We start from the raw sequence: 25,388 nt of genomic DNA, 5'->3' as shown, positions 1-25,388 counted from the left end.
CGCCTTGTGCATGCTGTTGTCCCCCAGCCGAGCGTCACCCCACGGCCCGGACGACCGTCCCTCGGCCCGGGTGGGGTTGACGATCGGCCCTCGGCCCGGGTGGGGTTTCGGTCAGCTCGGGTCGGCGGGACGCCAGCGGCGGCGGGCACCTCGGGGCACGATCAGGGCGACCAGCACGATGCCGACCACCATCAGCCCACCGACGGCGGCCAGCAGGACGGCCCGTTGCCGTGCGTCCGCCCGCCGGTTCTGCTGGGCGGCCAGCGCCGGGTCGGGGCGCTCGTCGGCCAGGGCGATGACCGGGGCGGTGCGGGCCGCCGGGCCGCCGGTGGTCTCGGTGATGGCCCGATACGGATTCAACACACCCGCGCCGTACCCGTTGCCGGGTGCCGGGTCGGCGGTGGACACCAGTCGCCCGGCCACCTCCTCGGCGCTCAACTCGGGGTGGTACTCGCGCAGCAGGGCCGCCGTGGCGGCCACGAACGGTGTGGCATAACTGGTGCCTTCGGCACGATGATGGCCCTGCCCGGGAGCGGCCATCAGCACGTCCGACCCGGGCGCCACCAGATCCACATAGGAGCCGATCTGCGAGAAGTCGGCCCGTACGCCGTCCGCACCGATCGCGCCGACGCCGAGTACCCCCTCGTACGCGGCGGGGTAGGGGCGCGGATCACCGTTGCCGTGCAGATTGCCCACGGCGGCGACCACGACCACGTCCCGCGCGAGCGCGTAGCCGACCGCGTCGCGCACCGACGCGTGGTCGGCGTACAGGACGACGGAGAGGTTCACCACGTCGGCGTGGTTGTCGACCGCCCAGCGGATGGCGCGGGCGAAGTCGCCCGGGGCGACCGTGCGACCGGTGCCCTGACCGTCCACGACCTGCTGCTCGCTGACCCGTACCGGCAGGATCCGGGCAGCGGGTGCCAGTCCGCGCAGGCCACTGCCGTCGTGGGGTACGGCGGCGATGATGCTCGCCACCCCGGTGCCGTGGCCGACGCAGTCCCGCGTGCCGTCGCCGCCGGGATCGAGCAGGTCCGTGCCACCGAGTACGCGGCCGGCGAGCTGTGGGTGACGTCGGTCCACCCCTGAGTCGACCACCGCCACGGTCACCCCGGCTCCGGTCGCCAACGCGTGCAGCCGCTCCGGCGCGTACCGCTGCTGAGGCCAGGGAACCGCGGACACCGACCGGGCCGGCGCGGGCGGTGTCGCGCAGTTCGGCGCCCTGCCCGCCGCGACCGCCGACGCGAGCGCCACCGTGACCGCTGTCGGGTCCGTCACCACGGCAGGTACGGCGGTCATGGAAACGGCAAGCAGAGCGGCCGCCATAACCGGAAAAGAGGGATGCGGACCGTACCGGGACATCGACAGCCTCCGTATCGTGTCGACACCGGAACGGGATGTTAGCGCGTCGGGCGATACCGGACCGGATCCCGGCCAGCCTTGTCATTGTGATCTTGATGTGACCTTGTAGGTTGTAACCGACACCTATGGCCTGGGCCCGGGAGGAGGGGGTGGCCGTGACCGACTGGGAGCCGGCCACCGAGGCGGAAGCCGCACTGCGAGACGCGCTACGCAGCAATGACCAGCAGCTTTACTTCCGCATCCTGTCCAGCATCGAGCTGCTCCTGCCGATCGCCGCGCCGGCCGTCGGGTCCGCGCCGGTGGGCTGGGGCACCTGGACCACCGGCGGCCGTACCCACGTGCTGGCATTCACCTCCGTCGAGGCGATGCGGGCGTGTCTGGGTGAGCACGGCGGGTCCGCCCGACGCACCGGCTACGCCGAGTTGGCCACCGGCTGGCCCAACCACGAGTGGTGGCTGGCCGTGAATCCCGGGTTGCCCATCGAGGGCTACCTGCCCGCCTGGTACGTCGCCCAACTGTCCCGTGGCGACGTCCGGCTACCCGGCCGTACCGTCGGTGCCCGAGCCAGGTTGGAACGGGTCGAGGCGCTGAGCCGGCTGCGCGAATCCGACCCGGGTGCGGTGACTCCGCCCGCGACCGACCCCCCACCACCCCCGGCTCCGCCCCGCCCACCGATGCCCTCCCGGGTCGTCCCCACACCGTTCCAACTCCCGGAGGTTCCCGTCGCCGCACCGGGCACGGGACCCGGGGCAACCGGCCAACCGTCCGGCGGCCAGGCAGCGGGCTATCCGGGCAGCGGTCACGTCGGGCCGCCCGGCGCAGATCAATGGCCCGGGCCTGCCGGCAACCAGCCACGCTCCCTGGGTGCCGAGCGTTCGGGCCTGATCGGTGGCACGCGTACGGATCTGGCGGCCGGCGCGCGGCCGGATGCTCAGGGCACCTTGCCGCCACGCCAGCCCATGCCGGCGCGCGGGGAGGCGTCCGGTCGTCCGGGCCACAACCGGCCGGTCGTCGCGGAACCGCCCGCTGCTTCGACGAACGGGCAGCCCGCCGACGCCGGCACCGACCAGACGACCCGGCGGTCCTTCTTCGAACCGGCGTCCAACCGAGCGGCGTCCCGAAGCGAGCGAGCCACCCCGCCTTCCCGATTCGCCCGGAGCGGGCAGCCGTTCCCCCGCCGGGGCGCGGCCCCCGAGCCGGCGACCGACGGCAACACCCGAGCCTTCGACTTCAGCCAGGACGCCCAGGCCGGCAGCGTGCCCCGGCCCGAGTCGAACGGTGCGGCGACGCAGCCCCTGCGGCCGTCCGCCGGCCTGTCGCAGGATCCGACCCAGCGTCTGCGGTTCAACGCGCCGGCCGACCTGACCGGCTCGACGCAGGGTGCCCCGACCGCCGCGGAGGCCACCCAGCCCCTGCCGCGCCGGCAGTCGACGGAACACGACGAGGGGACGTCCCCGTCGCCGGCGGAACCGGTTTCCAGTCCGCCGGCACCGCGGCGCGGGTTCACGCCGATCGTCATCGAGGGCACCATCATCGAGGCCCGCGACCTGACGACGCCGCCGGAGCCCGACGTCGACCGGGACGCGCCGACCTACGCCTCGGCAGCCGGAACCACGGCGACCGGTACGCCTGCGGCTCCTCCCGCCGACACCGAGCCGACAACACAGATCTTCCCGCCGCAGGCTGAGCCGACGACGACGCTGTTCCCGGCGCAGGCGGAGCAGACGGTGTCGCTGTCTCCGGATCAGTCTGAGCCGACGACGGTGTTCCCGGCGCAGGCCGAGCGGACGGTGTCGCTGTCTCCGGAGCAGGCGGACCCGACGACGGTGTTCCCGGCGCAAGCTGAGCAGACCACGCTGTTCCCGGCGCAGGCGGAGCAGACTGCGGCGGTTCCGACGGTGGCGGACGAGGTGACCGCCCCGGTTCCCACGCCTGCGTCGGAGTCGACCCACTCCGAGACGGTGCAGCCGCCGGCGACCGGGTCCTCGCTGTTCGACCCGTCACCGTCGCGTACGGACGCCGACGGACCGAGCGCCGTCGACCCGGGCTTCGAGGACGCTGCGGCGACGACGCAGCGGATGGCCACCCCCGATGCGCCGGTGTCGTCGTCACCTGTCGATTCCGCCCCGGAGCCCACCGCACCGACGGCGGCCGGGTTCGAGCCGGCCAACGAGGTGGAGGAGAACCTGCTCGCCGCCGCGGGGACCGCGAACACCGACACGTTTCTGTCGACGCTGCTGCTGGCGTGGGTCCTCATGCCGGTCGCCGTCGACTCGGCCCCCGGCAGCCGGCCCGGTGATCCGGGGTACGTCTGGCCGACGGTGGACCTGGACGATCAGACGTTCGTGGTGGTCTACACCTCGTCGCAGCGACTCGCCGACCATGCCGACCCGACAGCCAAGACGATCAAGGTCCGCTTCGTCCAGCTGATCCGCTCCTGGCCCGACCTGTCGTGGTCGTTCGCGGTCAACCCGGGCACCCCGGTCGGCGCGAAGCTGCCCGGCGAGCAGATCGTCGGGCTGGCCAACTGGGCAGCGGAGCTGGGACTCGGTGACGAGAACGAGCCGGAACCGAGCGCCGACAAGCCCACGTCGACAAGCAGTCCACAGAAGACGACGTCCGCGGCCGACCCGACCCGTCCGATCGTGATGCAGAAGGCGATCGCGCCCAGTCAACTGGGCTACTACCTGGAACGCGGCTACGACCGGGTCTCCGGCTTCGTGCACCGGGCCACCGAACTGGCCCACCTCACCACGCCGGCACAGCTCTACCGCGCGCTCGGGCTCAGCCATCCGGAGTCGCCGTTCGCGCCGGACGCCGAGGAGATCTACGTGTTGCGGTGGCCGGCGTACCGGCCGAGTCTCTACCGCATTCCCTACGGTGGGCAGAGCGAAGCCGCGATGCGGGCGATGGAAGGCTGGGTCATCGAACGCGCCCCGTTCCGGGGCAACGGCTTCGCGCCCGGGGAGAGCAGTGAGGTGCTGGCTGAGTTCAAGGTGGACAGCGTCCGGCTGCCACACGGCGCACAGCTGCTCCGCCTCGGTGCGGACGGCACCGAGCGGCTGGTCGCCGTCTTCGACGCCGACACGCTCGGCTGGCGTGAGGTCGGTGAGCAGTGACCCGCGACGGTTACGTGGCCCGCTGGCACGGCCGGGAGTACCAGGCCAGCCCGGACGGCGGCGACGTGCGGCTGTACCAGGCGGAGCCGGGTGACGGCTTCGTCGAGGTGCGGCCCGGCCGGTACGTCCGGGTGGTGCCGGCCGCCGAGGTCGAGGAACTGACCTACGTGCGTACGACGTGCACCTGGAAGGGGCAGCCGTTCATCGTGCTCGGTGAGCACGACGGATGGTTGCGGGTCGAGTACACGGGTGGGCGCTGGCCGGTGGCGCAGGCGATGCGGCTGGAGGCCTTCGACTTCGGCGTCTATCAGGGATGGGCGCCCGTCGGAGAGGTCACCGACCTGCGTGAGCAGCGGGTCTGATCACGACTTCGCCCAGCGCAGGATCTCGCCGAGCACCAGCTCCGTGGCCTCCAGGTGCGGGAAGTGGCCGACCTGGTCCAGCAGTCGCCACTCGTACGGCCCGCTGACGTAACGGCCCGAACCCTGGGCGGTACGCGGCAACGAGGCCACGTCCAGAGCGCCGTGCAGATGCAGGGTCGGTGCGACAAGCGGTCGTTGCATCAGCTTGACGAACCGGTAGCCGTGCAGCCGCAGCACCGACCGGAACGCCCAGCGATAGCCCTCCAGCGCGCAGAACGCCGCCTGCGGGATCCGCATGGCCTGCCGGTAGCGCCGCGCGTAGTCGGCGAATTCCGGGCCGGCGACCCAGCGGGGCCCACCCCAGCGGCGCAGGATCTCCTCCACCGCCCGGCCCTCGTCGCGGGTGAGGACATGTTCGTAGCGGGGCAGCTGGAACTTCAGCGTGGGGGTGGAGGCGGCGAACTGCCCACGAGGGTCGGCGAAGATGGCCGCCCGTAGCCGCAGCGGGTGTGGCGCACCGAGCACCACCAGCCGGCGTACAAGCGTGGGATGGAACGACGCCACGGTCCAGGCCACCATGCCGCCGGCACCGGTGCCGACCACTGTCGCCGAGCGTTCACCAAGCGCCCGGATCATCCCGGCGACGTCGGCGGCGAGGGTGTATCCGTCGTACCCCCGGGGGGGTTTGTCGCTGGCGCCGTAGCCGCGCAGGTCGACGGCGACCGCGCGGAAACCGGCGTCGGCGACTTCGGGGAGCATCCGGTGCCAGGCCCACCAGTGCTCGGGGAAGCCGTGCAGGAAGAGCACCATCGGCCCGGTGCCCGCCTCGACGACGTGGAACCGGCTGCCGTTCGCGCCGACGAACCGGTGCGTCCACGGCCCCTCGGTGAGGACGCAGGACTCGTCGACGGCATCGCCGCGCTGCTCGGTCATGACGACAGCCTATGACCCCGCCGCCGGTCGCCCGTCCGGCGGCGTCGGCGATGTGAGGTGGGCCGGGGAGAGCTGGGAAGGGCGATGCCCCGGGCAGGTCACCTGCCCGGGGCATCGTGGTGTCGCGTCGGTGGTTCAGGAGAAGCGGACCTTGGTGTTGAGGCCCTTCTGCTCCAGCACCTGGATCTTGGTGCCGGTGGCCGGGAGCTTCACACCGTGGTTCGGCAACTCGGGGAACCAGTACTGCTTGGTGTCGTCGAACAGGGGCTGCGCCGCCTGGCCGCGGATGTACTGCGGCTGGCTGTTGAGGTGCAGCGTGAACGAGTCAGCCTTCTTCAGGCTGAACGGCGCGTCGTAGACCTGGATCCGGGCCCGCCACGGCTGGCCGGTCAGGTTGTAGATCGGCCGGGGCCGGGAGTCGATGATCAGGTTCCGGCCCTCACCCGGGTGCGCGAACGTGTCGTTGTCCGCCCACCGGGTGTTCCAGTACGAGATCAGCAGACCCTCCTGGTACGCGTAGTGGTCCACGTAGTCCGGCTTGGTGTTGGCGTACCCGAAGAAGTACGGGCCGGTCTTGAGGTACTTGTCGTACGAGATGTACTGCCGCGTGCCCGCGATGTAGTAGTTCGCGAACTTGCGGGTGTAGCTCTCCTCGACCACCTCGAAACCACCGGCCAGCGTCCAACCGGCCCCGCCGTCCTCAGCACCGTCGGTGAAGACGGTGGCGCCGTCGGCGGTCAGCGTGACCGCGTCGCCGAAGAAGCCGCCCTCGGACACCGCACCGTCGGTCTGGTACCGCAGCCGGAAGCCGACCTGGTTGCCGACGACCCCGTCCAGCGGAATCGTGACGTCCACCCACTCGTCGTCGGAGCTGCCGTCCAGCGCGAAGCGTCCGGGGGAGATCTCCTTGAGCGGCTGGCCGCCTGCGGTGCCGGGCTGCGGCGTCCAGGTCTGTCCACCGTCGATCGAGGTTTCGAAGAACAGGTAGTCGTACTCCGCCTCGATGCTGTAGCGGCCCTTCATCGACAGCGTCGCCGACGACTTCCCGGTCAGGTCGAACGTCCTGGTCATGGTGCTGTTCAGGTCGTCCGCGTTGCCGGAGAAGAACTGCTTGCTGCCCTCGAACGGCGCACCGTTGTCGAAGGTGTACTCCCGCTCGGGCAGCACCACCACGGCGGCCTGGGCCTCCTTGGTGTTGTATTCCTGCGGGCCGAGCACCAGGGTGCGCTTCTGGCCGGCGACGATCACCTCGTAGTCGAGCCAGCCGAGCTGGAGCTTGTTCCAGGCACCCAGGTCACCGCCGCGCTCGCCGATGCCGCCGTCGTTCTTGGCACCGAGGCGGCTCTGGGCCATCAGGGTCCAGTGCTCGTTGTTGTTGTCGCCGCCGCTGATGACGTTGTAGTCGTCCGGCAGGCCGAGGTCGTGGGCGTACTCGTGGTAGAAGACGCTGCGACCGCCGTTCTCCGGCTGGATCGTGTAGTCGCCGATCCAGATGCCGGTGTCGCCGATCTGGGTGCCGCCGGCCGGGAAGTTCGGCGGGCCGGTACGTCCCTGGTCGGAGGCGTACGCGTACCAGCGGTGGCTCCAGATGGCGTCCTCGCCGTAGATCGGGTCACCGTCGGCCATGTCGCCGCCGGCGTGCACGATCTGGAAGTGGTCGATGTAGCCGTCGGGCTCGTTGAAGTCGCCGTCACCGTCGTGGTCGTAACGGTCCCACTGGTCCATCGCCCGGACGTCGGCGGCGATCTGCGCATCGGTGCGGCCGGCGGCCTTCTGGTCGGCCACCCACTGGTTGGCGGCGTCGCGCACCAGCGCCCAGACGTTGGAGCAGACGATCGAGTCGCACGGGTAACCGTTGGAGCGGCCGTACCGGGCCTGGTTGTAGTTGACCTTGACCCAGTTGCTGACCACGCCGTCGACGCTGTAGCGACCCGAGGACTGCGCCTCGTAGTACTGCTTCACGGACTCGTCGCCCGGGGCGGTGCCGAAGTAGAGCTTCCTGAAGTGATCGGCGTCGTAGTTCGGCTGCCAGACGGTCGAGTTGTCGACCCGCCGGTCCGGCTGCGGGATCTCGTTGTGCATCGGCCCGTCGAACCGGGCGGGCCCCGGAACGTCGGGGTCGGTGTCCTGGTCGGGGTAGTCCGGGTGCCGCTCGTTGCCGAACTCGGCCAGGATGACGAAGATCTGGTCGGTCTTCTCCCGGGAGAGCTCGACGTACTGCTTCTCGGTCGGACCCTTGCCGCCCTTGGGGGTCTTGGCGTTACGGCCGGCCTTGCCACCACGGACGGCCCGGTCGCCGACCTTGGCCACCGTGCTGCCGTTGATCCGCTCCGTCTTGACCCGGCCCGAGAGCACCTCGCTCAGGCCTTCCTGACGCAGTGCGCGACGCTTCTCTTCCAGCGGGTTCGGCAGGTCGTGTTCGGCGTGGGCTGGCTCGGCGATCGACGGCGCTGCCGTCGGCGGCTCCGCGATCGGCGCGGCGGCGGCCGAAGCTCCGACCGTCAGCCCTGTCGCCGTCATCGAAAGCCCGAGCAGACCCACTGCGACTTTCCGCACGTGGTACCTCCGGATTGAGGGAACCGGCCCATCGGGGGTTGCAAGCCGGTGAGATCGGCCCCTACGGATATGGGGCCACTGGTGAACTTAGGCACTAGTGGGGCCCCTGGGAAGGGGTAGCCATCGATATTATGGCAGTGAATTGCCTACAGGTCCCTTCACTGTCACAACCCGTGCCGGCCGCCACCCGCCATCCCCGCAGGTCCGGACAGACGACGACGGGTGGCGGTCCGCGCCGGACCACCACCCGTCGAGAGGTACGCCTGCCTGTCAGTCCTCGTCCGACTTGCCGCCACCCATGCCGGAGGCGATCAACTCCATCACCGAGGAGTCCTGCAACGTGGTCACGTCACCGAGCGACCGGTTCTCCGCCACGTCCCGCAGCAGCCGACGCATGATCTTGCCCGACCGGGTCTTCGGCAACTCCGGCACCAGCATGATCTGCCGGGGCTTGGCGATCGGCCCCAGCGTCTTCGCCACGTGGTTACGCAGATCGGCGATGAGCTGCTCACCTGCCTCACCGGAGATGTCGGTGCTGCCGCGCGGAATGGCGAACGCGACGATCGCCTGACCGGTGGTCGGATCGGTGGCACCCACCACCGCCGCCTCGGCCACCGACGGGTGCGAGACGAGCGCCGACTCGACCTCCGTGGTGGAGATGTTGTGCCCGGACACGAGCATCACGTCGTCCACCCGACCGAGCAGCCAGACGTGCCCGTCGTCGTCCTTCTTCGCCCCGTCACCGGCAAAGTAGATCCACTCGTCGCCGCCGGTGCCGCTCGCGCCCGCACCGAACCGGGACCAGTACGTCTCGATGAACCGGTTGTCGTCACCCCAGATGGTGCGCAGCATCGACGGCCACGGCTCCCGCAGCACCAGGTAGCCGCCACCACCGTTGGGCACCGACTGGCCCTGGTCGTCGACCACGTCTGCGCTGATGCCGGGCAGCGGGGTCATCGCCGAACCCGGCTTGGCGGCGGTCACCCCCGGCAGCGGCGAGATCATGATGCTGCCGGTCTCGGTCTGCCACCAGGTGTCCACGATCGGCAGCTCGCCCCGCCCGACGTGCTGGCGGTACCACATCCACGCCTCGGGGTTGATCGGCTCACCGACGCTGCCGAGCAGCCGGAGCGTGGAGAGGTTGTACTCGGCGGGGATGTCGTCGCCCCACTTCATCATGGTGCGGATCAGCGTCGGCGCGGTGTAGAGGATTGTCACCCCGTACCGGTCGACGATCTCCCAGAACCGGCCCTTGTGCGGGGTGTCCGGGGTGCCCTCGTACATCACCTGGGTCGCGCCGTTGGAGAGCGGACCGTACACGATGTAGGAGTGGCCGGTCACCCAGCCGATGTCCGCGGTGCACCAGTAGACGTCGGTCTCCGGCTTCAGATCGAAAACCGCGTGCGAGGTGTACGACGTCTGGGTCAGATAGCCACCCGTGGTGTGCAGGATGCCCTTCGGGCGGGCCGTCGTGCCGCTGGTGTAGAGGATGAACAGCGGGTGCTCGGCGTCGAACGCCTCGGCGGTGTGCTCGGTCGACGCCTGCTCCACCGTCTCGTGCCACCAGTGATCCCGCTGCGACCAGTCGACCGACTCGCCGGTCCGGCGGACCACAAGCACGTGCTCCACCGACGGGCAGTTCGCCACCGCCTCGTCGACTGTCGGCTTGAGCGCGGACGGCTTGCCCCGCCGGTAGCCGCCGTCGGCGGTGATGACGACCTTGGCGGAGGCGTCCTGGATCCGGTTGGTAAGCGACTCGGCGGAGAACCCGCCGAACACCACGCTGTGCGTGGCACCGATCCGGGCGCAGGCGAGCATCGCGACCGCCGCCTCCGGGACCATCGGCATGTAGATCGCCACCCGGTCACCGGCGACCACCCCGAGGTCGGTGAGCGCGTTCGCCGCCTGGCAGGTCATCCGGTGCAGGTCGGCGTAGGTGATGGTGCGGGTGTCGCCCGGCTCGCCCTCCCAGTGGATGGCCACCTTGTCGCCCCGACCGGCCTCGACATGCCGGTCGAGACAGTTGTACGCCACGTTCAGCTGCCCGCCGACGAACCACTTGGCGAACGGCGGATTCGACCAGTCCAGCACCTGGTCCCACTGCCTCGCCCAGGTCAGCCGCCCCGCCTGGCGCTCCCAGAAGGCCAGCCGGTCGGCCTCCGCCTCGGCGTACGCCTCAGCGGTGACGTTGGCACTGGCGGCGAGTTCCGCCGGCGGCGGGAACTGGCGCGTCTCGTTCAGCAGATTGGCCAACGCCTCGCTCATGCCAGCACTCCGCTTCGCTCCGTGCTGTCATGAGGCACCAGCGCGCTGTATCGATGATCCACTCGCTGCCGCTCGCTCATGCGGTGCTCCTCGTCGTCGGGGTGACCTGCGCCTCTTCGGGGCAGGTTAGCCGGGGCTGCCGACCATGGCGACGGAACCCACCCGCCTGCATCGCCCAGTGGACCCTCTCGCGCGCCGAGGTGCACAACGTTCTCGATGAACGCCGCTGGTCCTCCCGGCGGCGGCTACCGCAGACAACCGCCCGGCGTCGGTCGGTCCACGCCGCGCGGTGTCGGTCGGTCCACGCCGCGCGGTCGGTCCCGGCGCGGCAAGCGGGTGGTGCCCGTCGCGTTGCCGGTGACTGGGGCACGGGCCGACCAGCGGGCTCGATAGCGTGACGAGGTGACGACCGACCCGCTCGCACCGCTGCTCGCGCTCGCCGACGTCGCCGACGCCGTCGAGCAGGCCCGGATCCGCTTCGACACCGCGCTCGGTCACCGGGCGCTGCGCCGGCACGGCGGTCAGGTGGCCGCCGAAGTGAGCCTGCGATCTGCGGTCGCCAGCGCCGCCCTGGAGGGCCGGGTCCACGAGCGCGAGGCGGTCCGGGCCGGCACGGTGACAGACCCGGTGTTGCAGGGCGCGCTGCGGGTCGCCGGGGCACTTCCCGGGCTCAGCGACCGCTGGCCCAGAGCACCCCGGCAGGTGCTGGCGAAGCTGCACGTGCTCGCCAGCAGGGACGTGGTCGGCGCGGCCGAACTTGGCCGCCCCGTCGAGGACCCGGTGGTCTCCGCCCGGCTGGACGCCCTGGTCGGGCTCGTCGCCGGCGGCACGAAGGTCCCACCACTGGTGCTGGCCGCCGTCGTACACGGGGAACTGCTCAACCTGCGTCCGTTCGCCGGCCCGTCCGGCGTGGTGGCCCGCGGTGCCGCCCGCCTGGTGCTGCTCTCCAGCGGATTCGACCCGCGCGGCCTGCTCGCGATCGACGTCGGCCACCGCGAGCGCGAACCGGAGTACGTCGGGGGTGCCGGTGCCTTCGCCACCGGCACCCCCGACGGGCTACGGTCCTGGCTGCGGCACTACATGGCCGCCGTCGAGATGGGCGCCGACCAGTTGACCGAGATCGGCGACGAGGTCCTGGCCGCGAGCTGAACCCGGTAGCGGGCCCGGTGCGGCGGGCCGGACTGGCGGCGCGGGCTGTTGGCGTGGACCTGAATGCTGGCGTGTGCCGGACTGGCGGCGTGAGCCGGACTGGCGTCGTGGACCGGGCTGTTGGCGCGGATCGGCGACGGGGTCAGGCTGGGGTGGTCGAGGCGCGGGTGCGCCGGTGGCGGCCGTACCAGGCGATACCGATCGCCACCCCGACACCGACCCCGATCGCGGCAGCGGCGACCGGCACCGCCGGCCGCTCCCGCAGCCGGCGACCCAGCGGAATCGGGTGCCGGAACTCCAGCACCGGCCAGGCGTTCTCGACGGCCAGCCTGCGCAACTGCCGATCCGGATTGACCACGGTCGGGTGGCCCACACACTCCAACAACGGCCGATCACTGTACGAGTCGGAGTAGGCGTACGAGTCGTCCAGGTCGTACCCGCGCTCGGCGGCCAGCTCGCGGACCGCCTCCACCTTGCTGGGCCCGGCCGCATAGAACTCGACCTCGCCGCTGTACCGCCCGTCCACCACCGCCATCCGGGTGGCGATCACGTCGGTGACCCCGAGCAGCACCCCGATCGGGCGCACCATCTCCTCGCCGGAAGCGGAGACCAGCACGACGTCCCGGCCAGCTGCCTGGTGCTCCTCGATCAGGGCGGCAGCCTCGGCGTACACATAAGGGTTGATCAGCTCGTGCAGCGTCTCGGCGACGATCTGACGGACCTGCTCCACCTGCCAGCCCTTACAGAGCGTGGCAAGGTAGTCGCGGGTGCGGGCCATGGTCTGCTCGTCGGTGCCGCCCAGCCGGAACATCAGCTGCGCGTACGCCGACTTGACGACATCGCGTCGAGTGATCAGGCCATCCCGGTAGAACGGCCGACCGAACGCCAAGGCGCTCGACTTGGCAATGACGGTCTTGTCGAGATCGAAGAAAGCGGCACTTCGGCCCACGGCGCGAAAGTCTAGCCCGATGGTCTATGGTCGGCGGGTGCCCGGGGGCCGAACGCCCCTCGGACCTGCGGGACAGCCCCCACCACGCTTGCAGACAGTGATCGCGGTCACACTCTGCGAACAGGTTTTCGCGGGGAGTGGAGGCTACACCACTCGACGTACACAGGTTCACTCAGGCAGACTTGTCCACAAGGCGAGTATTCATATCGCGAACGACCGGCAGACTCTCGGCGGTTGCACCCCCCCCGTGACCGCTGAGCAGGTTCGGCTCGACCCCCCCGGAGCCGAACCTCCGACGACCCCCGTCTCCCCCCGACGGGGGTCGTCCCTTTGGCAGGTAAGCGCTGCCACGCAGGTCTCGCACCGTCCCCGACAGGTTCTGGTCACCGGCGCCCTCGACCCAGCCCTACCGCTCCCGCTCGGTCCGGCATCGGTCGGCGCGGCGGGCCAGGAGACAGCGGCGGTCAGGCGTCATCGGTGTCGTCGTCACCGTCTTCGTCGCGTAGCAGGCGATCGAGATCCTCCGGTCTCATCCGCTTGATCTCGGCTTCGAGTTTGCGGCTGTAGCGACGGTCGTTGGGGTCGCTGCCGTTGCTGGCCGCCACACGTCCGTACGCCTTCATGAACGACCCGATTTCACGTCGAATTCGATCCTGACGACGCCCCATGGTGCGACGGTAGGAGGCTGCCATCGCCTTCTCACAGCGATTTACGCGTCGACGAGGTGGCTCAGGTCGACGCTGGTGTCGTCGCGATCGCGACGATCATGAAGGACCGGGCAGTTGGACGATCGGCTATCCCCGTGGTCATCCTGACATGCCGCGTTTCCCGTGGGAGGGGCTTCCCGGTCAGCGGATCACGGCGCGGGCGGGGGCGGCGGTGGGCTCGAAGCAGACCAGTGACCTGCCTCGGCGGTCGGTCACCACCCACGGATGCCCGACGTAGGTGTGCTGCTGGTACGACTCGGACGGCTCAAGTACCGCGTACTGCTGTCTGTGGCCGTGGTGGTCCAGCCAGTACACGATCACTGACCGTGACCTGTGGTTGACGAACTCGATGCTGGTCTCCCGGCCACCGCTCACCGAGCGCAGATCCCGCTCCCGCCAGGGTGGCAACGGCGTCAGTTCTCGCGGTTCGGCGGGTCGAGGGCTCGGGGTCGGTCGTACCGTCCGGTTTGGTGACGCACTGGGTCTGGCGCCGGGTGCGGTTGGGCTGGCGGTGCGGGTGGCGGTCGGACTGGTTCTGGTAGCCGTCGCCGACGGCGATCGGGTGGGTGACGACACCTGGCTGGGTGCGACCGGGCGGGTGGAGGAGACGCCGCCCACGGACGACGAGGCCTGCGGGGCGGAGGGTGTCAGGGTGCCGGAGGGTGGCAACGGCAGGTCGGGGGCATGGGGCCAGCCGAACCGGCCGGACGGAGTCGGCGGTTCGGCGACCGGGGACGGCGGGGTGGTCGGCCAGAGTGCGGTCAGCAGGAGGCCGAGCACGGCGGTACCCACGCCCGCCAGGATGAGCCGGTGGGAGCGGCGTTCGGTGGGGTGCGGTGTCGGATCGATCGGTACGACCATCGGCTCGGATGGTGATGCCTGGTGGCCGGAGAGGTCCGGGGGTGTCGACAGTGCGGGCCTGACCGGTGTCGCCGAGATGGCGAGGCGTGTCAGCGGCATGGTGTCCGAGTCGGGGTCGGGCAGCCACGGGCCGATCCGAAGACGCGGTTGCCTGCTTGCGTGGTCGTGATCTGGCGGCTGAGTCATGACCCCGATCCGGCGAGGGTTTGCCGTCTCGCCGACGACAGAGGAAGTCGATTATGCGTGGTGGGCATCACTCCCGTCACGGGGGTATGACCGAAGTGGACGGTCTGTGAGCATCCGCGTACGCATAGCAGATCAACGAGCGTTGCGGGCGTTGTCCACAGAAGCGTTTGTTGTCCACAGGGCAGGCGTTCGGGGCGGCGTTCGTCGCACCACGGGAGGCAAGGTTCGGCCCAGCGAACCCGCGCCGACCGTTGGAGGCCGCGATGCCGTCCCGTACCTCCGTTCCGCCGCACCGGCGACCACCGCTGGTGGTCACCGCCGACGGTGACCTGCTCGACGACCTGCTCCGGCTCGCTGCCGCGGGTGACGTCGAGGTGGAGGTCGCCGCCGATCCGGCAGCCGCCCGTACCCGATGGCAGCCGGCTCCGCTGGTGCTTGTCGGTGCCGACCAGGCGCAGCCCTGCCTGCGGGCGCGGCTGCCCCGACGCTCCCGGCTGGTGCTCGTCGGTCGGGCCGAGGACCTTGATCCCGGGTGGCAGGTCGCCGACCTGCTCGGCGCGGAGCATGTGGCCGTGCTGCCGGCGGCCGAGCCGTGGCTTGTCGACCGGTTCGCCGAATGCGGCACCGACGGCACTGCTCAAGCCCGGGTCGTCGCCGTGGTGGGTGGGCGCGGCGGAGGTGGAGCAAGCATCCTGGCGGCCGGGCTCGCGGTTACCGCTGCCCGGGGGCGGCTGCGGACCCTGCTGCTCGATGCCGATCCACTCGGCGGCGGCCTCGATCTGGTGCTCGGCTGGGAGCAGTTGGAAGGGCTGCGGTGGCCGGCGCTGTCGGGCGCCGACGGGCGGGTCGATCCACCGGCACTGGTGCGGGCGCTGCCGAGCCGAGGTGACCTGGTGGTCCTCTCCTGGGACCGGGGTGATCCGGTGGCCGTGCCGGCCGAGGCGATGGCCTCCACCCTGACTGCTGCTCGGCGTGGCCGGGATTTCGTCGTCGTCGACCTGCCCCGACAGTTCGATGATGCGGCCGTCACCGCCATGCAGGCGGCCGATCGGGTGTTCGTGGTGGTGCCGGCCGAGCTTCGGGCGACGGCCGCCGCGGCGCGGGTGGTGGCGGTGGCCGCGCCGAACTGTCAGGACCTGTCGGTCATCGTCCGTGGGCCTGCTCCCGGGCGACTTCGTGCAGCGGAGGTGGCTCGGGCACTCGGGCTGCCACTGGCCGGGACGCTCCGTCCGGAGCCGGGACTGTGCCGCGGGCTTGAGCGGGGCGAGGCGCCGGCGGCTGACGGACGCGGCCCGCTCGCGGAACTCTGCCAGCGGATCGTCGCCGACCTGACCGGCCGAACGGTTGCGGGTGCGGCATGACCGGGCAACCGTTGGCGGCCCGGGTCCGGCAGCGAATCGCCGCAGCCGCGACGCCGGTCACCCCGGCCACGATCGTCTCGGCGGTACGCGCCGAGGCCGACACTGCCGTCCTCGGTGACACCGCGCTGCTGCGGATGGCCGACCAGGTGCGCGACGACCTGGTGGGTGCGGGCCCGCTGGCCCCGCTGCTGGCCGACCCTGAGGTCACCGACGTGCTGGTCAACGGCGTTCGGGTGTGGGTCGACCGAGGGCAGGGGCTGCATCAGGTTCCGGTGCCGGTGGGCACCGTGGACGACGTCCGTCGGCTCGCCCAGCGCCTCACCGCCGGTGCCGGTCGCCGCCTCGACGACGGCTCGCCCTGCGCCGACGCGCGGCTGGCTGATGGCACCCGGCTGCACGCCGTACTGCCGCCGGTGGCCACCGACGGCCCCTACCTGTCGCTGCGCACCTTCCGGCAACGGCCGTTCAACCTGGATGAGCTTGTCGCTCAGGGAGCTGTTCCTCGTCCGGCTGCCGCGGTGCTCGCCGCCGTCGTCGCGGCCCGGCTCGCCTACCTGGTGATCGGTGGAACCGGGTCCGGCAAGACGACCCTGCTGAACACGCTGCTCGGCCTGGTGCCGAGCACCGAGCGGATCGTGCTGGTCGAGGACGCCGCGGAGCTGCGGCCGTTGCATCCGCACGTGGTGGGGTTGCAGGCCCGTACCGCGAACGTCGAGGGGCAGGGCACGATCGGCCTCAGTGAGCTGGTCCGGCAGGCGTTGCGGATGCGGCCGGACCGCCTGGTGGTCGGTGAGTGTCGCGGTGCCGAGGTGGTCGACCTCCTCGCGGCACTGAACACGGGCCACGACGGTGGTGCCGGGACACTGCACGCCAACGCTCCGTCGGACGTACCGGCCCGGTTGGAGGCGCTCGGGTTGCTCGGCGGGTTACCCCGTCCGGCGTTGCATGCCCAGCTGGCGGCAGCCCTGCAGGTGGTGGTCCAGATCCGGCGTACTGCGCAGGGGCGAGCCCTGGAGTCGATCTGCCTGCTGCTGCCCGAGGGGCCTGAGCGGCTGGTCAGGGCGGTACCGGCCTGGGTTCGGGGCCGCGGTGTCGGCCCGGCGGGACCGGCGTTGGCCGCCCTGATTCGCAGCCGGGACGTGCCGGTGCCGCCGATCCTGAACGAGCCCTGGCCCGGATCAGTGGGGCCGGACGAGCACCTCGCGGCGACGCCGCGGGACGACACGCAGCCCGGAGCGTCGAGATGAGCGGCCTGTCCTGGTGGATGCCGGCGCTGCTGGGCCTGATCACCGTCGTGGCGCTACCGGTTCGCAAGGTGGTGGTCCGGAAGCTTCGCTCGCGCCGGGTGGACGGCGACGAGGCGCTCGTCGACTGGATCGTCGCCCTGCGCAAGGCCGACGACGCGCCGATGACGCAGCCATCCGTGCTGCGACCCGCCGGTGTCGATTGCGCCGTACGCGAGCGGGCCGTTGCCCGCGCATCGACCACCGGACCATCGGCCTCGACCCGGCCGCCGCAATGGCGTGGAAGCCGGCGTCCGCCGACCTCAAGCCGTACGCCCTTCGTGCCGATCGGCTCCGACCTGGGACCTGCTTGCCCGACGGACGATGACTCCGAGCGCGGGTTGCGGCCGGGGTCGAGCCCGCCGATCTGGCCGGTGTCGAATCCGCCGACGCGGCCGGTGTCGGGCCCGCCGAGCCGGTCGAGCCCGCTGAGCCGGGCGGCGGCGATGCGGGCGGACACCACCGGAGCGTCCCGCTGGCCGACCTTGCCGCCGCGCTATCTGCTCCTTCTTCTGCTGCTCGGCTCCGGGGTCGCCGGACTGCTCGCCGGGCCGGTGGCGGCGGTCGCCTGCGGCGGGTACGGGGCGCTGGGCGTGCGGGCGTGGCACCGGCGTGGCGCGGCGGTGCTCCGGGTTCGGGTACGGCGGGAACGACTGGACCAGCTGTGCGCGCTCGCGGCGGACCTGAGGGCCGGGCTGCCGGTGCCGGTTGCGGCAGAGGCATTGGGGCTCGTCCGCCCGGTGTCGACAGTCCGTCGGGAGTTGGCGGCATCGGCGACCGGGCAGACGGCAAGGGTACAGCGCCTGGACAAGCCGGCGTTGCCTGACCCGGTGCTGCCTGGAAGCAGCACCTCGACGGGTGATCTCTCCGAGTCGGCTGGCCGCCTCGCTGCGCCGGACCGTCCCGGCCAGTTGGCCCAGGCGGCGGTGCGGCTCGCGGATCGTACGGGGGCACCGCTGGCCGACCTGATCGAGCGGATCGAAGCAGACGCCCGCTCGGCCGATCGGGCAGTGGCCGCCGCTGCCGCGCAAGCGGCCGGAGCTCGCGCGACGGCCTGGCTGTTGGCTGCCCTGCCGTTGGGCGGCATCGCCCTGGGCTACGGCATCGGAGCTGACCCGCTTCAGGTTCTGCTGCACACCCCGATCGGTGGCGCGTGCGCAGTCACTGCCATCGCCTTACAGGTGGTCGGGCTGCTCTGGGCGGACCGCCTCGGCACGGTGCCGGACGGAGGAAGCTGATGTCAGGTACCGCCCTGGCAGCAGGTTGCCTGGCCTGCGCCGCATTGCTCGCCGTGATGGCCGTCAGCCGACGCCGACCCCGGCGACGACTACGCCGGTTGACCGGTCACGACCCCGCCACCGTCGACCGGGCACCCGTTGGCGAATCCGCCCGTACACCCACCAGCCGGCGACTGGACCGCATCCGCCTGGCCGCCGCCCTGGCCGGGGTGGCCGTGGCGGTACTGGTCGAGGGATGGCCGGGCGTGGTGGCGGCGCTGGTCACCGCGGTGCTGCTGGATCGGCAGCTGCGGCGGATCGAGCCGCCCGCCGTCCGGAACCGGCGGCTGCGGGCCGCCGCGGATCTGCCGTTGGCCGCCGATCTGATGGCGGCGACCCTGCGGGCCGGCGCACCGGTGGAGCGTTCGGTGATCGCGGTGGCCGACGCGCTCGGCGGCCCGTTGGCCGACCGACTCCGGCGGGTCGGTCGGACGCTGCAACTCGGCGGGCTGCCGCAGGAGGCCTGGGCGCATCTGGCGGAGGTGCCGGGCGGGCAGCGGATCGCCACCGCCGCCGTTCGCTCGGCAAGCAGCGGGGCCGCCCTGGCCGGGGCCCTGGTGCGACTCGCCGATGACCTGCGCGCCGACCGGGTCACCACGATCGAGGCGGCCGCGCGCCGCTCGGGTGTGCTGATCGTGCTGCCCCTGGGCCTGTGCTTCCTGCCCGCCTTCATTCTCGCCGGCCTGGTGCCGGTGATCGTCGCCGTGCTCGGCGACGTGCTGTGAATCCATCGAGAAGGGACGACCAAGTGCGCAAAATGCTCGCCCGCCTGCGCGGGGACGCCGGCATGAACACCGCCGAGTACGCCGTCGGGACGCTCGCGGCAGTGGCCTTCGGCGGCATCCTGCTCAAGGTACTGACCTCCGACAGTGTGCAGTCGGCGTTGGCGGCTGTCATCGACCGGGCGCTGAAGTGACCGGGCGCCGGCTGGCCGGTCGTGACCGAGGCTCGTTCACCGCCGAGATGGCGGCCGGTCTGCCGGCGCTGCTGCTGTTCCTGCTCACCGGCCTGACTGCCGTCAACGCGGTCGGCACCAGGTCGGCCTGTCTGGATGCGGCCCGGGAGGCGGCGCTGGCCGCCTCCCGGGGCGAGGACGGCACACGCGCCGGCAACCGGTACGCCCCACCGGGTGCGTCGGTCACCGTGGTGGTGGAGGGCGATCTGATCCGTACGACGGTCCGCGCCCCGGTACGGGTTCTCGGCGGTGACCTTCCGGTGATCACCGTGGTGGGTGGGGCCGTGGCGGTCGCCGAGCCGGGCGTACCGGAGCCGCAGTCGTGAGGACCGACCGGGATCGTGGCGGGGCCACCATCTGCCTCTTGGCGGCGGGGCTGGTGTTCGTCCTGGCCGGCCTGTTCGGTGCCGGCGTCGGTGCCGCCCGGATGGCTCGCCAACAGGCCCGGGTGGCCGCCGACTTCGGTGCCTTGGCCGGTGCCGCCCGGGCCCTGCAGGACGAGCCGACGGTGTGCAGCCGGGCTGCCGAGATCGTCGCCGCGAACGGTGCCCGGTTGGTGCGGTGTCACCTCGACGGGCTGGACGTCCTGGTCACCGCCGAGCTGACCGTGGAGCCGCTGCCCGGGCTGCGCCGGGTCGCCACGGTGACCTCCCGAGCCGGACCGCTGCGCGGCTGATCACCAACACGCCGACGACCATCCTGCTGCCAGGCCAGCCAGCCGCCAGCGCGAACAGCCTGCGGAAGCCACGATCGCAGGCTGGGGGAGGGGTCAGCTCAACCGGCTGAGACCGTCGGTGATGGCCGTACGGAGTTGGTTGCCGTACTCGCCTGCCGGCAACGCGGCGAAGTGTTCGGCGGCTCGTTCGAAGGAGGTGCGTGCGGCACCGGGATCGCCCAACCGTTCGTGCGCCAAGGCCACGCTCACGTGCAGCGACGGGTACAGGGCGCTGACTGCGGTGTCACCGACGGCGTCGGCCTGCCGCAGGGCCTCCTGGTTCCAGCGCAGGACCTCCTCGGGGTCGTCCTGTTGCCGGGCCAGGTAGTGCGCCGCCACGCAGGCGTCGTAGCTGTCGGTACGCCTGGACCAGGCCTGTTCGAACAACGCCCGCGCGTCGGCCGGTCGGCCCTCCGCCTCCGCCCGCATCCCGTCCTGGCACAGCTTGAGCACCGGATTGTCGAGGTCCATCATCGCTCCCGTTGATCGCCACCTGGCTGACGCGACGATCCTCAGGGCTCAACCAACATGAGGATCAAGCGGCAACCTCGCCGAGGCACGACGGGGCGGGTGCCGAGGCGACTCCGTCGGTGCGCAGGCGGGACCGGGCAGATCGCCCGGGACTGTGCGCGGCGAAGGAGCCGCCCCGGTAAACGGGTCAGCGGCTCTGGAGGGCGTCCAGCGCGATCGCCATGGCGATCACCAGGCGACGGTCGATCTGCGGGTGCTGGATCTCCACCACGTAACGGTCGCGCAGACCCCACTTCTTGATCACCGAGAAGACCGGCTGGCCCCCGGCGACGAAGTCGAAGTGGTACGGCAGCCAGGACAGCGAGTCGACGAAGCGGCGCAGCAGGGCCACCGGCATGCTGCGCTCCTGGCCGGTGACGGCGGGCAGGCCCGCCTGCTCGACGTGCCAGGTGGACCGGAGCAGCGACTGCGCGAAGTCCTTGCGGAACAGGCCGATCGGGTTGCCGGCGTGGTCGGTGACGTCGTACGTGGCGGCGAGGTCGAGGCGCTGGCGGGCCTTGAACCCGAGCAGCGGATGCTGCTTCGAGTCGTCGGTGTAGATCGTCACCTGCTCCTTGAAGGCGAGCCGCTTCTGCTGGGCGAACGCCAGCAGGCCGCCCTCGGTGCCGTCCGGGGCCACGCTGTGGACCTCGTACTGGTTGACCATGAGGCGGATGCGCTGGCGGACGTGGAACTGGTGCTGCGACTGCAGGCTGTCGAGCTGCATGAAGTCTCCTCAACTGTGATGCGCCGGAGTGTCGCACAGCCCGGCAACGGCGACATCGAGTGGGCGCGATGCGGACGCGCTGAGGGGTGACTCAGCGAATCCCGTCGACGGTCGACCGGTGCGTCGCGTTGGTGAGCAGCTGCTGGATGCTGCGCAGCCGTTCGTTGATCTGATCCAGCCGCTCGGCCTGCGCCAGGGTGGCGAGCGCCGTGCTCAGGGCGATCTGCTGATCGACGCTGAGCTTCTCCTGGTCGATGGTGTAGAGCAGGTCGACGGTCTCGGCGATGGTGTCGGCCACGGCCCCTCCTCACGTACGCGGGCAAACAGCGAACAGCGAACAGCAAAGCGAACGGCGAGCACAGCCCAACGAGCTTCGATGGAAGCGCTCCCACCGTTCTTGCCCGTACGCCCGGGGTTTTATGCCTGATGTCAGTGCGGCAGGTTGTTCAGCACCACGTCGAGCACCCGGACGGCGCCCGGCTTGGACAGCGGGTTGTTGCCGTTGCCGCACTTGGGTGACTGCACGCAGGACGGACAACCGGCCTCGCAGCCGCACTCGTCGATGGCGTCGCGGGTGGCCTGGAGCCAGGCGGCGGCGGTGCCGTACGCCCGCTCCGCGAAACCCGCCCCACCGGGGTGACCGTCGTAGACGAAGACCGTCGGCGCCTCGGTGTCCGGATGTACCGCGGTGGACAGCCCACCGATGTCCCAACGGTCGCAGGTGGCCAGCAGCGGCAGCAACCCGATCGCGGCGTGCTCGGCGGCGTGCAGCGCCCCCGGCACGTCGGCCGGATCCACGCCCGCCTCGGCCAGCGACTCCGGCGAGAGGGTGAACCAGACCGCGACGGTACGCAGCTCCCGGGTCGGCAGGTCCAGCGGCCGGGTGTCGATCACCTCGCCGGTGGCGATGCGTCGCCGCTGGTACGACACCACCTGGCTGGTCACGTCCACCTCGCCGAGGAACAGCCCGACCGGCCCGGCGTCGACGTACGAGCGCACCGACACCACCGACAGCGAGGTGACGTCCCGCGCGTGGGTGGACCAGTCCGGCTCCTCGGGGTGGACGAGGGCGCAGCCGTCTTCCAGGTCGAGGGAGTCGACCACATAGGACACCCCCTGGTGCAGGTAGACCGCGCCGGGGTGCAGCAGGAAGTGCGACGAGCCGCCGTCGACGGTGCCGAGCAGCCGGCCGGTCGCCGCCTCCACCACGCAGACCGGGGCACCCCCCTCGCCGCGCAGGTCCACCTCGGGCCGTTCCCGGTGCCGCCAGTACCAGCCGGTCGGGCGCTGCCGCAGCGCACCCGCCTCGACAAGCGCCTCGACGGTCTCCTTCGCGCTGTCGCCGAAGAGTTCCAGATCGGCGACGGTCAGCGGGGCCTCGGCTGCCGCGCAGGCCAACTGGGGGCCGAGCACGTACGGATTGGCCGGGTCGAGCACGGTGGCCTCCACCGGCGTCCCGAAGAGCGCCTCCGGATGGTGCACCAGGTAGGTGTCCAGCGGGTCGTCCCGCGCGACAAGCACCGCGAGAGCCTCCTGCCCGGAGCGTCCGGCCCGGCCGGCCTGCTGCCACAGCGACGCCCGGGTTCCCGGGTACCCGCAGATCAGCACCGCGTCCAGGCCGACCAGGTCGACGCCCAGCTCCAGAGCGTTTGTCGAGGCCAGACCGAGCAGGTCGCCGTGCAGCAGCGCCCGTTCCAGCGCCCGCCGTTCCTCGCGCAGATAGCCGCCGCGGTAGGCGGCCACCCGGTCGCCGAGTCCGGGCACCGCCTCGTCGAGGCTGCGCCGGGCGCTTGTCGCCACCACCTCGGCACCCCGCCGGGACCTGACGAACGCCAGCGTCCGCACGCCGGCAGCGACGCTGTCCGCGAGCAGGTCGGCGGTCTCTCGCAGCGCCGACCGACGGACCTGGGTGAGGTCGCCCGGCTCGGCCTCGGGGCCGGGCGCGGTGGGTCGGGGGGCGTCCGGAGCGCGGCGCGGCGCGGGCGCGGCGGTGGACGACGACCCGGACGCCTCGGCGGGCAGCAGCGGCGGCTCCCAGAGTGCGAAGGTCACCCCGGCCCGGGGCGAGGTGTCCTCGGTGACCGCCGTCACCGGCAGGCCGACCAGTCGACCGGCGGTCGCCGCCGGGTCGCCCGAGGTCGCCGAGGCCAGCACGAACGTGGGGCCGGCGGTGTTGCCGTACCGGGCGCCCTGGCGGCGCAGCCGACGCAGCACGTGGGAGACGTGCGAGCCGAACACGCCCCGGTAGACGTGACACTCGTCGATCACCACGTACCGCAGCCGGCGCAGGAATCCCGACCACTGCGCGTGGCCGGGCAGGATGCCGTGGTGCAGCATGTCCGGGTTGGTCAGCACGAACCGGGAATGCCGGCGGATCCACTCCCGCTCGGCGCGGGGGGTGTCACCGTCGTAGCAGGCCGGGCGTACGCCCTCGATCTCCAACTCGGCGACGGCGCGCAACTGGTCGGCGGCGAGCGCCTTGGTCGGTGCCAGGTAGAGCACGGTGGCGCGGGGGTCGGCGAGCAGGGTGGCCAGCGCGGGCAGTTGGTACGCCAGCGACTTGCCGGAGGCGGTGCCGGTGGCGACGACGACGTGTCGCCGGTCGTGGGCCAGCTCGGCCGCCTCGGCCTGGTGCCGCCAGGGCGCGCTGACCCCGCGTCGGGCGTACGCGGTGCGCAGTTCCTCAGGGGCCCAGCCCGGCCACGGTGCCGGTGTGCCCGCCCGGGACGGCACCCGTTCGACATGGGTGACCGGATCGGTGGCGTGCCGTCGCCGCAGCTGGCGTAGCAGGTCGCCGGGCGCGGCGGCCGGAATCGGGGCGGGGCCCGGCTCACGGTCCCGGCCGGCGGATACGCTGGCTGCCGAGGTCACGTCCTGCACTCTCGCACTGGTGTTCGGAAATGGGAAATTGACCCACCGATGCGGTGAGTCCGGCCCCCGGTGAGTCGTCGGGGGGCCTCGGGGGTAGTGGTTAGATGCCCAATGAGCTTACGGCCGCGTCGAGGGAGGACCGATGGAGCTGTCGCTGGCGACCCGCACCGTGGGGGAGCACACGGTGCTCGAGGTCGGCGGTGAGGTGGATGTCTACACCGCCCCTCGGCTGCGCGAGCGGCTGCTGGAGTTGATCGACTCCGGTGCCCGGCACGTGGTGGTCGACCTGGGACGGGTCGACTTTCTCGACTCCACCGGGCTGGGCGTGCTGGTCGGCGCGCTGAAGCGACTGCGTACCGCGGACGGCACCTTCTCCCTGGTCTGTGACAAGGAACCGCTGCTCAAGATCTTCCGGATCACCGCGCTGGACCAGGTGTTCCCGCTGCATCCGACGGTCGAAGCGGCGACCGGCGCTGGCGCGTGATGGCGACGGTACGGCTCTCCTTCTCCCCGGCACCGGTGCACGTGCGTACCGCCCGCCTGGTCGGGGTGGCGGTCGCCCGGCGGGCCGGGGTCCGCGAGGATCTGCTCGACGAGGTACGCCTGGCCATCGGTGAGGCGTGCACCCGCGCGGTCGCCCTGCACCGCCAGTACGGAGTGGCCGAACCGGTGCTTGTGGAGATGTCCGACTCCGGGACGTACGCGGTGCGGGTGGTCGACCGGGCACCGATCGAGGCGAGTATCGGCCTGGCCGCGCTCGACGCCGACCAGTTGGCAAACGAGTCGCTCAACGAGGACGAACTCACCACCGGGGTGGGCTTCGCCCTGCTCGCCGGTTTCGTCGAGGACCTCCAGGTACGCCCCGTCGACGACGGCATCGGCACCGAGGTCCGGATGGTCTGGCCGCTGCACCGCTAGCCGAACTGATCCGCTGACGCCGCCGCCTTCCCTGAGCAGGGAATGCGGCGGCTTCGTCATGGATCCGGCCCTATATCAGATTCCGACTCATAACACAGCGACGAAGATCATCGCGGCGCGCCGCCACCTTCCTGTGACCTCGGACACTGCGGAGGGCTAGAGTACGCGGGTTGTCAGCAAGTGATCCCTCGGACAACCAGCGTGGCTGGGCCTGGCGGCGCGGGTCCACCGGGGGTGGCCCAGCGCGCACTTGCGAATTCGCATCCAGGCGCAGGTCGGTGCGTCTCCACCGGCCGGCGCGTTGTTCGGCACAGGAGGACAC

Annotated in this window: 23 protein-coding genes; 12 read left to right on the top strand and 11 right to left on the bottom strand. The window is 71.5% G+C overall.

The window, feature by feature from the left end:
- Positions 1-111 precede the first annotated feature (111 nt).
- Positions 112-1,326, bottom strand: coding sequence for a type VII secretion-associated serine protease mycosin (gene mycP / locus Vgi01_RS20755; protein WP_373307006.1), 1,215 nt, complete (start codon positions 1,324-1,326; stop codon positions 112-114).
- Positions 1,327-1,517: 191 nt separating this feature from the next.
- On the opposite strand from mycP, the gene Vgi01_RS20750 reads away from it, so the two are divergent.
- Both Vgi01_RS20750 and Vgi01_RS20745 read left to right on the top strand, forming a co-directional pair.
- Complete coding sequence (locus Vgi01_RS20750; RefSeq protein WP_239089090.1) at positions 1,518-4,481, top strand: SseB family protein; 2,964 nt, start codon at positions 1,518-1,520, stop codon at positions 4,479-4,481.
- Positions 4,478-4,843 carry a UCP033725 family protein gene (locus Vgi01_RS20745; protein ID WP_204292090.1) on the top strand — a complete coding sequence of 122 codons (366 nt, stop codon included), beginning with the start codon at positions 4,478-4,480 and terminating at the stop codon, positions 4,841-4,843. Before Vgi01_RS20750 ends, Vgi01_RS20745 begins: the two co-directional genes overlap by 4 nt.
- Here the strand turns inward: Vgi01_RS20745 and Vgi01_RS20740 are convergent, their stop codons facing one another.
- The 3 genes from Vgi01_RS20740 to acs all read right to left on the bottom strand — a co-directional run bounded on the left by Vgi01_RS20740 (position 4,844) and on the right by acs (position 10,597).
- Positions 4,844-5,776 carry an alpha/beta fold hydrolase gene (locus tag Vgi01_RS20740; RefSeq protein WP_204292089.1) on the bottom strand — a complete coding sequence of 311 codons (933 nt, stop codon included), beginning with the start codon at positions 5,774-5,776 and terminating at the stop codon, positions 4,844-4,846.
- 135 nt (positions 5,777-5,911) lie between these two features.
- A complete protein-coding gene (locus tag Vgi01_RS20735) occupies positions 5,912-8,317 on the bottom strand; it encodes an immune inhibitor A domain-containing protein (RefSeq protein WP_204292118.1) in 2,406 nt (801 codons plus the stop codon).
- A gap of 285 nt (positions 8,318-8,602) precedes the next feature.
- Positions 8,603-10,597: an acetate--CoA ligase gene (gene acs / locus Vgi01_RS20730; protein ID WP_204292088.1), complete on the bottom strand. Its 1,995-nt coding sequence runs from the start codon at positions 10,595-10,597 to the stop codon at positions 8,603-8,605.
- Positions 10,598-10,999: 402 nt separating this feature from the next.
- Here acs and Vgi01_RS20725 point away from each other — a divergent pair, with 402 nt between their 5' ends.
- On the top strand, positions 11,000-11,746 hold the full coding sequence (locus Vgi01_RS20725) for a Fic family protein (RefSeq protein ID WP_102657945.1): 747 nt from the start codon (positions 11,000-11,002) through the stop codon (positions 11,744-11,746).
- 142 nt (positions 11,747-11,888) lie between these two features.
- Here the strand turns inward: Vgi01_RS20725 and Vgi01_RS20720 are convergent, their stop codons facing one another.
- The 3 genes from Vgi01_RS20720 to Vgi01_RS30795 form a co-directional block, all read right to left on the bottom strand.
- On the bottom strand, positions 11,889-12,695 hold the full coding sequence (locus Vgi01_RS20720) for an HAD family hydrolase (protein ID WP_102657944.1): 807 nt from the start codon (positions 12,693-12,695) through the stop codon (positions 11,889-11,891).
- A gap of 464 nt (positions 12,696-13,159) precedes the next feature.
- Positions 13,160-13,363: a hypothetical protein gene (locus Vgi01_RS20715; protein WP_146017526.1), complete on the bottom strand. Its 204-nt coding sequence runs from the start codon at positions 13,361-13,363 to the stop codon at positions 13,160-13,162.
- Between the two features lie 180 nt (positions 13,364-13,543).
- Entirely contained in the window at positions 13,544-14,263 is a 720-nt protein-coding gene (locus Vgi01_RS30795; protein WP_239089089.1) for a VHL beta domain-containing protein, read from the bottom strand.
- 449 nt (positions 14,264-14,712) lie between these two features.
- On the opposite strand from Vgi01_RS30795, the gene ssd reads away from it, so the two are divergent.
- Genes ssd through Vgi01_RS20675 form a run of 7 tightly spaced genes read left to right on the top strand, consistent with a single transcriptional unit; the run spans position 14,713 to position 20,001 of the window.
- Positions 14,713-15,810, top strand: coding sequence for a septum site-determining protein Ssd (gene ssd / locus Vgi01_RS20705; RefSeq protein WP_102657943.1), 1,098 nt, complete (start codon positions 14,713-14,715; stop codon positions 15,808-15,810).
- A complete protein-coding gene (locus Vgi01_RS20700; RefSeq protein ID WP_204292087.1) occupies positions 15,807-17,057 on the top strand; it encodes a TadA family conjugal transfer-associated ATPase in 1,251 nt (416 codons plus the stop codon). The genes ssd and Vgi01_RS20700 overlap by 4 nt, the downstream gene beginning before the upstream one ends.
- Positions 17,054-18,331, top strand: coding sequence for a type II secretion system F family protein (locus tag Vgi01_RS30790; RefSeq protein ID WP_239089088.1), 1,278 nt, complete (start codon positions 17,054-17,056; stop codon positions 18,329-18,331). Before Vgi01_RS20700 ends, Vgi01_RS30790 begins: the two co-directional genes overlap by 4 nt.
- A complete protein-coding gene (locus Vgi01_RS20690) occupies positions 18,331-19,095 on the top strand; it encodes a type II secretion system F family protein (RefSeq protein ID WP_204292086.1) in 765 nt (254 codons plus the stop codon). The genes Vgi01_RS30790 and Vgi01_RS20690 overlap by 1 nt, the downstream gene beginning before the upstream one ends.
- A 32-nt stretch (positions 19,096-19,127) precedes the next feature.
- Positions 19,128-19,286 carry a DUF4244 domain-containing protein gene (locus Vgi01_RS20685; RefSeq protein ID WP_013731057.1) on the top strand — a complete coding sequence of 53 codons (159 nt, stop codon included), beginning with the start codon at positions 19,128-19,130 and terminating at the stop codon, positions 19,284-19,286.
- Between the two features lie 47 nt (positions 19,287-19,333).
- Positions 19,334-19,651, top strand: coding sequence for a TadE family type IV pilus minor pilin (locus tag Vgi01_RS20680; protein WP_486348001.1), 318 nt, complete (start codon positions 19,334-19,336; stop codon positions 19,649-19,651).
- Positions 19,648-20,001, top strand: coding sequence for an Rv3654c family TadE-like protein (locus tag Vgi01_RS20675; RefSeq protein WP_102657939.1), 354 nt, complete (start codon positions 19,648-19,650; stop codon positions 19,999-20,001). The genes Vgi01_RS20680 and Vgi01_RS20675 overlap by 4 nt, the downstream gene beginning before the upstream one ends.
- Positions 20,002-20,094: 93 nt before the next feature.
- Here Vgi01_RS20675 and Vgi01_RS20670 read toward each other — a convergent pair whose 3' ends face one another.
- The 4 genes from Vgi01_RS20670 to sftH all read right to left on the bottom strand — a co-directional run bounded on the left by Vgi01_RS20670 (position 20,095) and on the right by sftH (position 24,157).
- A complete protein-coding gene (locus Vgi01_RS20670; protein ID WP_239089087.1) occupies positions 20,095-20,511 on the bottom strand; it encodes a hypothetical protein in 417 nt (138 codons plus the stop codon).
- A 187-nt stretch (positions 20,512-20,698) separates the two neighbouring features.
- Positions 20,699-21,277 carry an LURP-one-related family protein gene (locus Vgi01_RS20665; protein ID WP_204292084.1) on the bottom strand — a complete coding sequence of 193 codons (579 nt, stop codon included), beginning with the start codon at positions 21,275-21,277 and terminating at the stop codon, positions 20,699-20,701.
- Between the two features lie 91 nt (positions 21,278-21,368).
- Positions 21,369-21,575, bottom strand: coding sequence for a hypothetical protein (locus tag Vgi01_RS20660; protein WP_013731062.1), 207 nt, complete (start codon positions 21,573-21,575; stop codon positions 21,369-21,371).
- Positions 21,576-21,706: 131 nt separating this feature from the next.
- On the bottom strand, positions 21,707-24,157 hold the full coding sequence (gene sftH, locus Vgi01_RS20655; protein WP_204292083.1) for a DEAD/DEAH box helicase: 2,451 nt from the start codon (positions 24,155-24,157) through the stop codon (positions 21,707-21,709).
- 133 nt (positions 24,158-24,290) lie between these two features.
- Between sftH and Vgi01_RS20650 the strand changes: the two genes are divergently transcribed.
- Positions 24,291-24,632, top strand: coding sequence for an STAS domain-containing protein (locus tag Vgi01_RS20650; RefSeq protein WP_013731064.1), 342 nt, complete (start codon positions 24,291-24,293; stop codon positions 24,630-24,632).
- Positions 24,632-25,066 carry an ATP-binding protein gene (locus Vgi01_RS20645; protein WP_204292082.1) on the top strand — a complete coding sequence of 145 codons (435 nt, stop codon included), beginning with the start codon at positions 24,632-24,634 and terminating at the stop codon, positions 25,064-25,066. Before Vgi01_RS20650 ends, Vgi01_RS20645 begins: the two co-directional genes overlap by 1 nt.
- Positions 25,067-25,388 lie beyond the last annotated feature (322 nt).

Origin of the sequence: Micromonospora gifhornensis, assembly GCF_016863515.1 — a bacterium.
Classification (GTDB): Bacteria; Actinomycetota; Actinomycetes; order Mycobacteriales; family Micromonosporaceae; genus Micromonospora; species Micromonospora gifhornensis.
Note: the sequence above shows the minus strand (reverse complement) of the source record. Positions and strands in the feature narration are given on the sequence as shown.